Source organism: Acidithiobacillus ferrooxidans ATCC 23270 (genome assembly GCF_000021485.1).
GTDB classification, from domain to species: Bacteria; Pseudomonadota; Gammaproteobacteria; order Acidithiobacillales; family Acidithiobacillaceae; genus Acidithiobacillus; species Acidithiobacillus ferrooxidans.
Map to the genome: position 1 here is coordinate 58008 of NC_011761.1, position 13048 is coordinate 71055.

At 63.7% G+C, this 13048-nt stretch carries 16 protein-coding genes; 13 read left to right on the plus strand and 3 right to left on the minus strand.

All coding sequences use genetic code 11. The features are described from left to right. Positions 1–70 precede the first annotated feature (70 nt). The 13 genes from AFE_RS00265 (at position 71) to tolB (ending at position 10833) form a co-directional block, all read left to right on the plus strand. Positions 71–328, plus strand: coding sequence for an FmdB family zinc ribbon protein (locus AFE_RS00265; RefSeq protein WP_009565541.1), 258 nt, complete (start codon positions 71–73; stop codon positions 326–328). A gap of 83 nt (positions 329–411) precedes the next feature. Next, positions 412–2202, plus strand: a complete 1791-nt coding sequence (gene aspS, locus AFE_RS00270) for an aspartate--tRNA ligase (protein WP_012535765.1) — start codon at positions 412–414, stop codon at positions 2200–2202. An 85-nt stretch (positions 2203–2287) separates the two neighbouring features. Beyond that, positions 2288–3385 carry a quinolinate synthase NadA gene (nadA, locus tag AFE_RS00275; RefSeq protein WP_012535766.1) on the plus strand — a complete coding sequence of 366 codons (1098 nt, stop codon included), beginning with the start codon at positions 2288–2290 and terminating at the stop codon, positions 3383–3385. 8 nt (positions 3386–3393) lie between these two features. Further along, positions 3394–4005 (plus strand): lysophospholipid acyltransferase family protein, encoded by a 612-nt coding sequence (locus AFE_RS00280; RefSeq protein WP_009567689.1) that lies wholly within the window; start codon positions 3394–3396, stop codon positions 4003–4005. A gap of 79 nt (positions 4006–4084) precedes the next feature. Then, a complete protein-coding gene (locus tag AFE_RS00285; protein ID WP_009567690.1) occupies positions 4085–4837 on the plus strand; it encodes a YebC/PmpR family DNA-binding transcriptional regulator in 753 nt (250 codons plus the stop codon). Positions 4838–4919: 82 nt separating this feature from the next. After that, positions 4920–5420: a crossover junction endodeoxyribonuclease RuvC gene (ruvC, locus tag AFE_RS00290; protein WP_012606485.1), complete on the plus strand. Its 501-nt coding sequence runs from the start codon at positions 4920–4922 to the stop codon at positions 5418–5420. A 28-nt stretch (positions 5421–5448) separates the two neighbouring features. Next, positions 5449–6030: a Holliday junction branch migration protein RuvA gene (ruvA, locus tag AFE_RS00295; RefSeq protein ID WP_009567692.1), complete on the plus strand. Its 582-nt coding sequence runs from the start codon at positions 5449–5451 to the stop codon at positions 6028–6030. Between the two features lie 39 nt (positions 6031–6069). Further along, positions 6070–7095 carry a Holliday junction branch migration DNA helicase RuvB gene (ruvB, locus tag AFE_RS00300; protein WP_180830462.1) on the plus strand — a complete coding sequence of 342 codons (1026 nt, stop codon included), beginning with the start codon at positions 6070–6072 and terminating at the stop codon, positions 7093–7095. After that, a complete protein-coding gene (ybgC, locus tag AFE_RS00305) occupies positions 7085–7507 on the plus strand; it encodes a tol-pal system-associated acyl-CoA thioesterase (RefSeq protein ID WP_009560861.1) in 423 nt (140 codons plus the stop codon). Before ruvB ends, ybgC begins: the two co-directional genes overlap by 11 nt. Before the next feature lie 6 nt (positions 7508–7513). Continuing rightward, on the plus strand, positions 7514–8215 hold the full coding sequence (gene tolQ, locus AFE_RS00310; RefSeq protein WP_012535768.1) for a protein TolQ: 702 nt from the start codon (positions 7514–7516) through the stop codon (positions 8213–8215). Further along, complete coding sequence (gene tolR, locus AFE_RS00315; RefSeq protein ID WP_009567656.1) at positions 8212–8622, plus strand: protein TolR; 411 nt, start codon at positions 8212–8214, stop codon at positions 8620–8622. The genes tolQ and tolR overlap by 4 nt, the downstream gene beginning before the upstream one ends. Next, positions 8619–9572: a cell envelope integrity protein TolA gene (tolA, locus tag AFE_RS00320; protein WP_012535769.1), complete on the plus strand. Its 954-nt coding sequence runs from the start codon at positions 8619–8621 to the stop codon at positions 9570–9572. Before tolR ends, tolA begins: the two co-directional genes overlap by 4 nt. Next, a complete protein-coding gene (tolB, locus tag AFE_RS00325) occupies positions 9565–10833 on the plus strand; it encodes a Tol-Pal system beta propeller repeat protein TolB (protein ID WP_012535770.1) in 1269 nt (422 codons plus the stop codon). Before tolA ends, tolB begins: the two co-directional genes overlap by 8 nt. 41 nt (positions 10834–10874) lie before the next feature. Here the strand turns inward: tolB and queC are convergent, their stop codons facing one another. The 3 genes from queC to ybgF are packed head-to-tail and all read right to left on the minus strand — an operon-like array spanning position 10875 to position 13029. Continuing rightward, a complete protein-coding gene (gene queC / locus AFE_RS00330) occupies positions 10875–11564 on the minus strand; it encodes a 7-cyano-7-deazaguanine synthase QueC (RefSeq protein ID WP_012535771.1) in 690 nt (229 codons plus the stop codon). A 2-nt stretch (positions 11565–11566) separates the two neighbouring features. Further along, complete coding sequence (gene queE / locus AFE_RS00335; RefSeq protein ID WP_012535772.1) at positions 11567–12211, minus strand: 7-carboxy-7-deazaguanine synthase QueE; 645 nt, start codon at positions 12209–12211, stop codon at positions 11567–11569. After that, positions 12211–13029, minus strand: coding sequence for a tol-pal system protein YbgF (gene ybgF, locus AFE_RS00340; protein ID WP_012535773.1), 819 nt, complete (start codon positions 13027–13029; stop codon positions 12211–12213). Before ybgF ends, queE begins: the two co-directional genes overlap by 1 nt. Positions 13030–13048 lie beyond the last annotated feature (19 nt).

Genomic DNA, 13048 nt, shown 5'->3' on the forward strand with positions numbered 1-13048 from the left:
GAAAATTGCGGCGTGAGGTCGTATTTAATAGGCATCTTTTAAAGCAACAACCCAATACGGAGTCGATACAATGCCAACTTACGAGTATGTATGCAAGGATTGCGGGCACCACTTGAGCGTCGAGCAGCGCATGAGTGATCCCCGCCTGACCGACTGCCCTCATTGCGGAAAGCCGGGGCTGGAGCGGCAACTGAGCGCAGGGGGCTTCGCCCTGAAGGGCTCCGGCTGGTACCAGACCGATTTCAAGGGTGGCAGCAAGGCCGGCGAGAGCAAGCCGGAAGCAGCCGCTGTGCCTTCCTGTCCCGCCGGGGGTTGTGCCTGTCATTGACGCGGCGCGCGCCGCAAGGCTAGATTGTGCGCGGGCCTCCCGGTCGGGTGGCCCTTTTCTTGTTGACTCATACGGGACGCAGCATGCGGACACACTATTGTAACGGCATTCACGAAGGCCTGATCGGCCAGACGGTCACCCTCTGCGGCTGGGCGCAACGGCGTCGCGACCACGGTGGCGTCATTTTCATAGACCTGCGGGACCGCGAAGGTCTGGTGCAGATCGTCGCCGATCCGGACCAGGTCGACGCCTTCGCGGCCGCCAACGAATGCCGCAGCGAGTTTGTGCTGCAGGTCGAGGGTGTTCTCCGTGCCCGTCCCGCGGGTACCGAGAATCCCCACATGCCCAGTGGCAAGGTCGAGCTGGCCGCAGCGCGCATCCGTATTCTCAACCGATCCGAGCCGGTCCCCTTCCCCCTGGATGAGGAAGACATCGCCGAGAACCTCCGGCTCAAGTACCGCTATCTCGACCTGCGCCGTCCGGAAATGCTCCATCGTCTGCGCCTGCGCCATCAGGTCACCCGCTTCGTGCGCGGCTATCTGGACAATGCCGGCTTTATCGACGTGGAAACCCCCGTCCTTACCCGCTCCACCCCCGAAGGCGCCCGTGACTATCTGGTGCCGTCGCGCACCCAGCCGGGACACTTTTTCGCGCTGCCCCAGAGCCCGCAGCTCTTCAAGCAGCTTCTGATGGTGGCGGGACTGGACCGCTATTACCAGATCACCAAGTGCTTCCGCGACGAAGACTTGCGAGCCGATCGTCAGCCGGAATTCACCCAGATCGATATCGAGGCCTCGTTTGTCGATGAAGAGGCCGTCATGGGGACTGCCGAGCCCATGATTCGCGGGCTGTTTGCCGAGGTGTTGGGCGTGCAGTTGCCCGATCCCTTCCCGCGGATGACCTACCGGGACGCCATGCACCGCTTCGGCGTCGATCGCCCCGATCTACGCAATCCGCTGGAACTGACAGAGCTCACCGATCTCATGCGCGCGGTGGACTTCAAAGTGTTCCGCGAAGCCGCCGAACGTCCGCATGGGCGGGTGGCCTGCCTGCGGGTGCCCGGTGGCGCCCAGCTCAGCCGGGCGCAGATCGATGCCTATACCCAGTTCACCGCCATCTACGGGGCCAGGGGCCTGGCCTGGATCAAGGTGAATGCCCTGGATCAGGGTAACGAAGGCCTGCAATCCCCCATCGTCAAGTTCCTGCCGGAAATGGTCCTGAGCGAAATCCTCCGGCGCAGCGGCGCAGCGGCGGGCGACATCCTCTTTTTCGGCGCGGATACCGCCAAAATCGTCAACGAGGCTCTCGGCAACCTGCGTAACCGTGTCGCCGCTGATCTGGGTTTGCTGGAGGGCGAATGGTGCCCGGTCTGGATCACCGACTTCCCCATGTTCGACTATGACGACAAGGAGGATCGCTGGACTTCCACCCATCATCCTTTTACCGCGCCGCAGACGGAACACCTGGAAACCCTCGGTCAGGATCCCGGCAATGCCTTGGCGCGGGCCTACGATCTGGTGCTCAATGGCAACGAGATCGGCGGCGGCAGCATCCGCATCCATCAGGAGGCGGTACAGGAAAAGGTCTTCGCCGCCCTCGGTATCGGGGCGGAAGAAGCCCGGGACAAATTCGGCTTCCTGCTCGATGCCCTGCATTATGGGGCGCCACCCCACGGTGGTCTGGCTTTCGGGCTGGATCGACTGGTGATGCTCCTGTGCGGCGCCGAGACCATTCGTGACGTGATCGCCTTTCCCAAGACGCAAAAGGCCGGTTGCCTGCTCACCGAAGCCCCCGGTACGGTCGCCGACAAGCAGCTTCAGGAACTCGGCATCCGCCTGCGCCCCGGTGTCGGGGGTGGCGTTCCCAATCCCTGAAAGGCGGGCGCTTGACGGCTGGCGGACGGCTTCGTAACGTGAACGGATATTTTTGCACGCGCAATGGCGCCTGAGAGGGTCGGTTATGGGTGTGGAAACGGTGAGGATTCAGGGGCTGCGGAGCAGTGACGCGGCGGAATTGGATGCGCGAATCCGGCGGGCCAAGGCTGCGCTGGGCAAGCGTGCGGTCATTCTCGGCCACCACTATCAGCGCGAAGAAGTCTATCGCCACGCCGACTTTCATGGCGACTCCTTGCAACTCTCCCGTGCTGCCGCCGAGCAGGAGGCCGAGTTCATCGTCTTCTGCGGCGTTCATTTCATGGCCGAAGTGGCCGATATCCTCAGCCGCCCGGAACAGGCGAGCATCCTGCCGGACCTCAATGCTGGCTGCTCCATGGCCGATATGGCCGACATGCCCCAGGTGCAGCGTGCCTGGGAGGAGCTGGCGACGGTGATCGATGTGGAGCAGGAGGTGACACCGGTCACTTACGTGAACTCTTCGGCCGCGCTCAAGGCCTTCTGCGGTGTCCACGGCGGTACCGTCTGCACCTCCTCCAATGCCCGCAAGGTGCTCGACTGGGCCTTCGGGCAACGCCCCAAGGCCCTGTTTTTCCCGGATCAGCATCTGGGACGCTGGACCGGGTACCAACTGGGCATTCCCCTGCGCGACATGCCGGTCTGGGACCCCAGCCTGCCGCTGGGCGGCCTCACGCCGGAAGAAATCCGTCGTGCCAGAATCCTGCTCTGGAAGGGGCATTGCTCGGTCCACCAGATGTTTCAGCCGGCCCACATCGAACGCTGGCGCCGCGAGCATCCCCAGGGGCAGGTGATCGCCCATCCGGAGGCGTCTTTTGAAGTCTGCCAGATGTCCGATGCCGTCGGTTCCACGGATTTCATCCTGCGCACGGTCAAGGCCTCGCCACCCGGCAGTGCGTGGCTGGTGGGCACGGAAATCAATCTGGTCACCCGCCTGGCCAGCGAGGTGCGCGCCGAAGACAAGACCGTGGAGTTCATGTCGCCCATGGTCTGCATGTGCTCCACCATGTTCCGCATCGACCCGGAACAACTGGCGTGCTCGCTGGAGAGTCTCCTCGCGGGCCAGGTGGTCAACCGCATCCAGGTGGACCCGGAGACCGCAGCGCAAGCCCGGCTGGCGCTGGAGCGCATGCTGGCGGTTTCCTGACGAACCCCATGGGGCAACCGTCTGCGGTGGCCGACCAGGCAACGGAATGGTCCTTTACCCAGCGTGGCCTACATGCCCTGCTTTATGGCTACACCCGCTTTTATCAGGGAGGCCGCTGGGAGCGCAGCAGCGTTCCCGAGACCGGACCGGCCATCCTCGCCTGCAACCATGTTTCCGTGCTCGACCCTTTATTCCTGGTGGCCAGCAATCAGCGGATCATTTCCTTTCTGGTCGCGCAGGAATATTACGACAAGGCCTGGGTGCGCCGCCTACTGGAGCAGACCTACAGCATCCCCGTACGCCGCGACCGTCGTGACGTGGCCGCCCTCCTGCAGGCGCGACGGATGCTGGAAGACGGACGGGTGCTGGGCATATTTCCCGAGGGCGGGATCAACCGCGAGGAAACCCAGAAAGGCCTTGCCTGGCTGGTGCGGGAAAGCGCCGCGCCGGTGGTGCCCGCCCATATCAGTGGCGCGCGACAAGGCCGCTCGGACTTCAGCACCTGGGTACACCGCCAGCGGCCTTTGCTGCGTTATGGGGTGCCTCTGCATTTTCATCCGGATGCTCACGCCGATGAGGTGCTCGGCGCCACCATGAGCGCCATCGCCACGCTCGCATGACGGCATCCCCGCCTTTGCGGTACCATGAGCGATATTTACTTTTGGCAGAATAGTCCAGTGATAGAACAGGGAGTGCGTCATGTCCGGGCATAGTAAGTGGTCCACCATCAAGTTCAAGAAGGCGCTGAAGGACGCCAAGCGTGGCAAGATTTTCACCCGCCTCATCCGCGAAATCACGGTGGCGGCGCGGGCGGGCGGCGGTGATCCGGCCAGCAACTCCCGCTTGCGTCTTGCCCTGGACAAGGCCTACGGGGCCAACATGACCAAAGACACCATCGAGCGGGCGATCAAGCGCGGCACCGGCGAACTGGAAGGCGTGGACTATGAAGAAGTCACCTATGAGGGCTATGGCCCCGGCGGTGTCGCGATCCTGATCGAGACCATGACCGACAACAAGGTGCGGACCGTCGCCGAAGTGCGCCACATATTTTCCAAGCGCGGCGGCAATATGGGTACCGCAGGCTCGGTGGCCTATCAGTTCAAAAAGCTTGGTCTGATTGTTTTCCCGGCGGATGCCGATGAAGACCGGATTCTCGAAGCGGCCCTGGAAGCGGGTGCGGAAGATGTCGTCAACGAAGGCGAGCGGATCGCCGTTTATACGGCTCCATCGGATCTGCACAGCGTGGTTCTGGCCCTGGAAGCGGCGGGGCTCAAGCCGGAAGAAAGTGAAATGACGATGATCCCGGAGAATACGATCGAGGTCAGCGGTGAGGAGGCGGAAAAACTGCTGCGGCTCATCGATTTCCTCGAAGAAAACGATGACGTGCAGAACGTCTATGCCAACTACGACATCAGTGACGAAGAAATGGCCCGCCTGGAAGCGACATCCTGAACCTGCGGCGGAATTCCCGGCGAGCGTGGCGGCCGTGGCGCTGAACGGAGGGGCAACGCCTGCCTTCCTGCCCCAGGCTGCGGTGCGGATCATCGGTATCGACCCGGGTTCTTTGCGCACCGGCTACGGCATTATCGAGTCCGACGCGGCCGGAGAACTCCGGCATGTGGCCCACGGCTGCCTGAATGTGTCCGGACAGCCGTTTCTGGAGCGCATCGGCGCCATCTACCGTGAACTGAAACAGATCATCGGCACGTATCATCCCGAGGAAGCCGCCATCGAACAGGTGTTCATGGCGCGCAATGCGGATTCCGCCCTCAAGCTGGGGCAGGCGCGCGGCGCCGCCCTCGTCGCCTTGTTGGAAGCCGGGTTGCCCGTAGAGGAATACACGGCGCTGCAGATCAAAAAAGCCGCCGTCGGCGGTGGCCACGCAGCCAAGGAACAGGTGCAGAGCATGGTCCGCTGGCTCCTCAAACTCAGCGAAAACCCGCAGGCGGACGCGGCGGATGCGCTGGCCTGCGCCATTTGTCATGCCCACCATGGCCGCACCCGGCAGCGCTGGCAGCCTGCGGTCAGCCGCTGAACCCGTTACGACCAGAGGGCCCTCCGTCATGATCACCTCCCTTACCGGCACCATCCTGCAGCGGCGTCCGCCCTGGCTCTGGCTCGATGTGCAGGGCGTCGGCTATGAACTGGAGATGCCCCTGTCCGGTTTTTACCAGATGCCCGCCGAAGGCGCGGCGCTGACCGTCCACACCCACCTCACGATCCGCGAAGACGCGCATCTGCTCTATGGTTTCATGACCGTGGCGGAACGCGACATGTTTCGGCTGCTGATCCGGGTGAACGGCATCGGCGGCAAGGTGGCGCTGGCGTGTCTGTCCGGTTTGCCCGCCGAGCGGCTCAGTCAGGCCGTGGCCGAGGGCAACACGGCGCAGCTCACCGCCATCCCTGGAATCGGCCCGAAAACCGCCGAGCGGCTGGTGGTGGAACTGCGCGACAAGATGGGCGGCATCGCGCCGGGGCCGATGGGGCGCGGCGGTGCCGGTGATCCCCGTCAGGAAGCCATTGCAGCGCTGCTGACTTTAGGTTATAAGCCTGCGCAGGCGAGCCAGGCGATAGCCGGTCTGGCGGACGGACTGGGTCTGGAAGACCTCATCCGTCAGTCGCTGCAGAATTTGTCACGTCACTGATTTTTTGGAACCCGCCGCTGCACGGACGGTCAGAGCAGGATGATGGATAGAGGCCCTCTCAACCCCCAGGAAGCCCACAATGATGCAGTAGACCATGCCCTGCGTCCGCGCCGGCTGGCGGAGTACCTCGGGCAGGCCAAACTGCGGGAGTCGCTGGGCCTGTATATCGATGCCGCCAGGGGACGCAGCGAGGCGCTGGATCATGTGCTGCTCTTCGGGCCGCCCGGACTCGGCAAAACCACCCTGGCCCACATCATCGCTCAGGAGATGGGCGCGGGCCTCAAGGTCACTTCCGGCCCGGTGCTCGACAAGCCCGGCGACCTGGCCGCCATCCTCACCAACCTGCAACCCCACGACGTACTCTTCGTCGACGAGATTCACCGTCTCAGCCCGGTGGTGGAAGAAATTCTCTACCCCGCGCTGGAGGACTACGAGCTGGACATCCTCATCGGCGAAGGGCCGGCGGCGCGCTCCATCAAAATCAGCCTGCCGCCCTTCACCCTGATCGGCGCCACCACCCGCGCCGGCCTGCTGACCTCGCCGCTGCGCGACCGCTTCGGCATCAGTTTTCACCTGGAGTTCTACAGCGACGCCGAGCTGACCCAGATCGTCACCCGCTCCGCCCGGATTCTCGGCACCCCCCAGGCTTTGGAAGGCGCGCAGGAAATCGCCCGACGCGCGCGCGGCACGCCGCGCATCGCCAACCGCCTGCTGCGTCGGGTGCGGGACTACGCCCAGGTACGGGGTAACGGCGAAATTGACATGGCGACGGCACAGGCGGCCCTGACCCTCATGGAGGTGGACCGGCATGGCTTCGATGGCCAGGATCGCAAGTTGCTCCAGGCCGTCATCTCCCGTTTCGCCGGCGGACCGGTGGGGGTGGAGAGTCTGGCGGCCGCCATCGGCGAGGAGCGCGGCACCATCGAAGATGTGCTGGAGCCCTTCCTGATCCAGCGCGGTTATCTGATCCGCACGCCGCGCGGGCGCTGCGCCACCGAGCTCAGCTATCTGGCCCTCGGCCTGCCTGCGCCCAGGGAGCCGGGGGGAGCGTCCGATGCCTGTTGATGCCTCCGTCAGCCGCTTCCAGATCCGCGTTTATTATGAAGATACGGATCATGGCGGGGTGGTGTATCATGCCAACTATTTACGTTTCATGGAGCGCGCACGTACCGAGATGCTGCGCGAACGGGGTTATGAACTGGATGTGCTGGAGCAGGATGCCGGGATCATTTTCGTGGTGCGCCGCGCCCGGCTGGATTTCCGCGCGCCGGCCCGCTTCAACGACCTGCTCCTCGTGGAAACCCGGATCGTGAGCAAGAGCCCCGTGCGCATGGGCTTTCAGCAAATCGTTTCGGTGGGGGACAGAACGCTCTGTAGCGGAGAGGTGGAAGTGGTCTGCCTGGATGCCGCCGGTTTTCGTCCCCACGTCATCCCTGCAGCCTTGTTGCAGGCCATCCCGCTTTCTGTTCAGCCGTGAGAATTTATGGATCCGCATAGCATCGCCAACACCGCGCAGTCCCTCTCCCTGGGTCATCTGGTCATGAACGCCAGTTGGGTCGTGCAGGGCATCCTCGCCATACTGATGATCGCGTCCGTCATCTCGTGGACCATCATCTTCCAGAAGTGGGCCATTTTTGCCGCCGCCCAGCGTGCCCTGGAGCGATTCGAGAAGCGCTTCTGGAGCGGTGGCGAGATGAGCCAGATTTACCAGCACGTTTCCGGTAACGCCAACCTGGAAACCGGGGCCGGCAGCATCTTCTGCGCCGGTTATGAAGAATTCCAGCGTCAGCGCAACAAGATTCGTCCCAGCGATGCCCTCGATGCAGCGCGGCGCGCCATGCGGGTGGCTCAGATGCGCGAGGTCGGGCGCCTGGAAAACAATCTCGCCTTTCTTGCCTCCGTATCTTCCGTAAGCCCTTTTATCGGCCTTTTCGGTACCGTCTGGGGCATCATGACCGCCTTCATGAATATCGGCATGGCGGGACAGGCCACCCTGGCGACGGTGGCGCCTCCCGTCGCCGAAGCCCTCATCGCCACCGCGGCGGGTCTGTTCGCCGCGATCCCGGCGACCGCAGCCTATAACCGCTATATCCACCAACTGGACAAGCTCGACGCGCAATACGAAGTCTTCATGGACGAGTTCACCAACATCCTGCACCGGCAGGTGCCCGAGACGAAACCATGAAGCGACGGCGTCTCATGGCGGAGATGAACGTCGTCCCCTACATCGACGTGTCTCTCGTGCTGCTGGTGATTTTCATGCTCTCGGCGCCATTGCTGACCCAGGGCGTCAACGTCAATCTGCCCAAGGGCGTGACCAAGCCGGTATCAGACAAAATCCCGCCGGTGCTGATTTCGGTGACGCGGCAGGGCGCCATCTCGGTGCAGTACAAGGGGCACCACAGCGCTGTCGCCCTGGATGACCTCGCGACGGCGGTGGGGCATATCGCCGCCGCCAGCCACGATCAGGTGCAGGTGCTGGTGGGCGGTGACGCCCATGTCGATTACGGCAAGGTCATGGCGGTCATGGCGCGTTTGCAGGAGGCGGGCATTTCCCATGTCGGTCTGCTGACCCGCCCGGAGGGACATTGAAAAAACGCAAGTCAGCCTGGCCGCTGGTGCTGGCTATCGTGCTCAACGGCGCGATACTGCTGGCTCTGTTCTGGAGCTATCACATCAATGTGCCCGAGGCCGGGGGTACCCCCATGCAGGCGCAACTGAGCGGCGGCATGCCGGCGGCGCCGGTACCTCAGCCCGTGCCCAAACCCGCGCCGGTACCGCAGCCGGCGCCCGCCCCAGTGCCAAAGCCGGCACCGGTGCCGAAACCCAAGCCAGCCGCTCCGCCGCAGCCCAGCGCCGCGCAGATTGCCGCGGAAAAAGCGGCGCAACAAAAGGCCGCAGAGCAGAAGGCCGCACAGATCACCGCCGAAAAACACGCCGCCGAAAAGCAGGCTGAGAAACTGGCCGCGCAACGGGCGGCCGAAAAAGCCGCCGCGGAAAAGGCGGCTGCACAAAAAGCTGCTGCGCAGAAAGCCGCCGCCGAAAAGGCCGCCGCCGAAAAACAGGCGGCGCAAAAAGCGGCCGCTGCACAGCGCGCGGCGGAGCTGAAGCGGCAACTCGCCCGGCAGCAGGCAAAGGCCGCGGAAGCCGCGCGGGCCAAGGCGCTGCAGCAGCAGATGGAGGCCGGGGCCAAGCTGCGGGCCGAGGCCAACATGGCCGCGGCCCGCGCCCAGCAGGCGGCGGAAAATCAGCGTATGCTCGGGATGTTGATCAACACGATCAAAACGCGGGTATCAGAGAAGTGGAGTACTAATTTTTCTCCCGCCTTGTCCTGCGTATTACAAATCCATCTCGGACCTCAGGGTCAACTCCTGGGTGCCCCGGTCGTAGTGCGTTCCAGCGGTAATCCCGGCTTCGACCGGTCTGTAATCGCAGCAGTGGAAGCAGCAGCGCCATTCGTACCACCCATCGGGCTGGCTTACAGCACCTTTAATCAGCCGATAAACCTTAAAATGAATGCGGAGGATCTCAATCATGGCTAAACGCTTTTGGACCCTGGCCATTTTTCTGCTGGCATGGGCCTTCGTTCTTCCCGCCCAGGCGGCGCTCACGGTGGAGATCACCAAGAATGTGGCCTCGGCACTGCCTATCGCCATTCCTTCCTTTGGTCCCGGCATAGCCGGGCAGCCATCCGTTGCCGAGGTGGTCCGTAATGACCTGCGCCACAGTGGGTTGTTCCGGGTCATCGACCCTGCGGGCTACCCCGCCGACCCCCGCGCCCCCGGCGGCGTGAAGGCCGCGGACTGGACAGCGGTAGGGGCCACCGGCCTGGCCGTGGGTTCCGTGGAACCGCGGAACGGCGGCTACGCGGTCAACGTCTACGTCTACAATGTCAGCACGGGGCAAGAACTCACCGCCCACCGTTTCACCTGTTCGGCCGCCGAGTTGCATATGACCGCGCATCACGTCGCGGATGTCATCTACCAGGCGTTCACCGGCAAACCCGGCCCCTTCGCCAGTCGGATCGCCTATGTCCGGCAGACGGGTGCAAACTACGAACTGCTGGTGGCAGAATCCGACGGCTGGAATCCGCACCCCATCGTGCGCGGCCGCATGCCGGTATTCTCCCCCGTCTGGTCGCCGGATAACCGGCGTCTGGCCTATGTCACCTACGCCAACGCCCGCGCCGTGATCTATGTCCAGGATCTGGCTACCGGACAGCGTCAGTCCATCGCCCCCGGTGGCGAGATCGTCAGTGCTCCGGCCTTCTCGCCCAACGGGACGGAACTGGCCTATGCCCGCTCCTCCGGTGGCCACACCGAGCTTTACGTGGCGAACCTGCAGACCGGGCAGCGCCGGCAATTGACCCATGATGACGCCATCAACACCTCTCCCACCTGGTCGCCGGACGGCAGTCGGATCATTTTCGTCTCTGATCGTGCCGGTGGCCCGCAAATCTACGCGATGAACGCGAGCGGCGGTGCGGCGCATCGTCTGAGCTACGACGGCAGCTACAATGCCAGCCCGGTCTATTCGCCCGCGGGCAACGCGATTGCTTTCATTCATCGCACCAACGGCGTCTATGCCCTCGCGGTGATGAACCCGGACGGCAGCGGCGTGCGCGTGCTGGATGCCCAGGGCAATTGCGATCATCCGAGCTTCGCCGGCAACGGCCAGATGATCCTCTACGGCACTCAGCGCGGCGGGCGCAAGGTGCTGGCCGAGGTCAGCCTGGACGGCAAGACCATGGCCATTCTGCACAGCAACGCGGGAGAAGACAGCCAACCGGCCTGGTCCCATTAAACGGAGCCGGTGATGGAGCGCGGTTCCGGCTGGAGCCGCGCTCAGGAATCCTGATAAGGCGTGGGGTCGGCGATGCCGGCCTGACGGAATCCTTCCCGGCGCAGGCGGCAACTGTCACAGCGACCACAGGACCGGCCTTCGGCATCCAACTGATAGCAAGAGCGGGTCATTCCGTAATCCACACCCAAACGGCTGCCGAGACGAATAATCTCGCTCTTGTTGAGAAACTGCAGCGGCGCATGGATACGTGGCCCGCGGGCTTCATCGCCGAGGCGGGTGGCCACCTGCGCCAGGGCCTCAAAAGCCTGGACGAACTCCGCCCGGCAGTCGGGATAACCGCTGTAATCCTGACTGTTCACCCCCAGGAAGATATCCCTGGCGCCCAGCACCTCCGCCAGCGCCAGGGCCAGCGACAGAAAGACGGTATTGCGCGCGGGCACATAGGTGATGGGGATGCCCGGCGCCAGGCCGGTCTCGGGAATGCTGAGTTGCGGATCGGTCAGCGCTGAGCCGCCAAAGGCCGCCAGATCGATACGCAGCACCCGGTGGCTGGCCGCCCCCATGGACTGCGCCAGCAGCGCCGCATAGCGCAGCTCTTCCTTATGCCGCTGCCCGTAGTCAAAAGAGAGGGCGTGGACCGCAAAGCCGTCCCGGCGCATGAGCGCCAGCACGGTGGCGGAATCCAGTCCGCCGGAGAGCAGTACAATGGCGGGTGTGGCGGGCGTCGGCATGGTCAGTGTCCGGGCAGGTCGCCCCAGATCAGTTTGTGCAACTGAATCTGCAGGCGTACCGGCAAATGGTCGGCGAGCATCCATTCGGCGAGATCGCGCAGGGCGAGCGTGCCATGGCTGGGAGAAAAGAGTATTTCGCAGCGTTCGGCCAATGCCTCCCGAGCGAGCACCTCCTTGGCCCAGTCGTAATCGGCACGGCTGCACAGCACAAATTTAATCTGGTCCTGCGGGTTGAGTAAGGGCAGGTTTTCCCAGAGATTGCGTTCGCACTCCCCGGAATCGGGGCTTTTGAGGTCGAGCACCTTCACCACCCGGGTATCCACCCCCGCCAGTGAAAGGGCGCCGCTGGTTTCCAGAAAGACTTCATGGCCCGCATCGCAAAGCTGCGTCATCAGCGGCAACACATCGGCCTGTGCCAATGGTTCGCCACCCGTCACCACCACCAGCCGGTTTCCCCCCGCGCGCACCTGTTCCAGAATCTCGGGGATCCGCCGCCACTCGCCGCCATGAAACGCATAGGCGGTATCGCAGTAACGGCAACGCAAAGGGCAGCCCGTGAGACGCACAAAGGTCGCCGGACGCCCGACGCTGCGGGTTTCCCCTTGCAGGCTGTGGAAGATTTCCGTGATGCGGAGCCGCCCCTCCATCACTTTCCGGCGGACAACGCCTGTAACTGCGCCTCGGCCTTCTGAGCCGACGGTGTGCTCGGATACTGGCTGATGATTTTGCTGAGAACGGTGCGGGCTTTGCCGGACTGGCCGATGGCCTGATAGATTTCCGCCATCCGCAGCATGGCCTCCGGCGCCTTACTGCTCTGGGAGAACTGCGCCTCCACGACATGGAGGCTCTTCAGGGCGGCATCGTTCTGGCCCAGCACGTACTGCGCTTGCCCTAGCCAGTAGTAGGCGTCGGGCACCAGACTGCTCTGCGGGTATTTCTGAATGAAGCCCTGCAATCCGGTGACGGCCGATCCGTACTTGCCCTGCCGCAGCAGATCGAAAGCCCGTTGATAATCGGCTTGCCCCAGACCCTGAACCGCAGGCGCGGAGGTATTGCTCGCCGCGGAGGCGACGGCCGCGGCCGGACTGATGATGGCGACACCGCTGCCCAGCGCGCTGCTGGTGCTGGCGGTTGCCGCCGTGCCCCCCGTAAGCTGCGCGGTCAGGGCCTGTACCTGAGCCGCCGTAGACTGCTGCTGGGTTTGTAGGGCGTGAGTTTTGGTGTCGAGTTCGCCGCGCAGGTCGCGCACTTCCTGCTCCAGATGCTGGGTGCGCCCGAGCAGGTCGGCCAGCGCGCTCTGGCTACCCTTGTTGGCCTGTTGAACCGCCACCAGACTGCTCAGTTCGCCCTGCATGACCGCCATCTGCTGTTGCAACTGCAGCACTTTCTCGCCGGTTGACTCGGCCTGTGCGAAGGGACTCAGGCATAGTAAGGAAAGGACGGGATAAAGATGCCAGCGTTTCATCAGCATGCGCTCCTTGGTG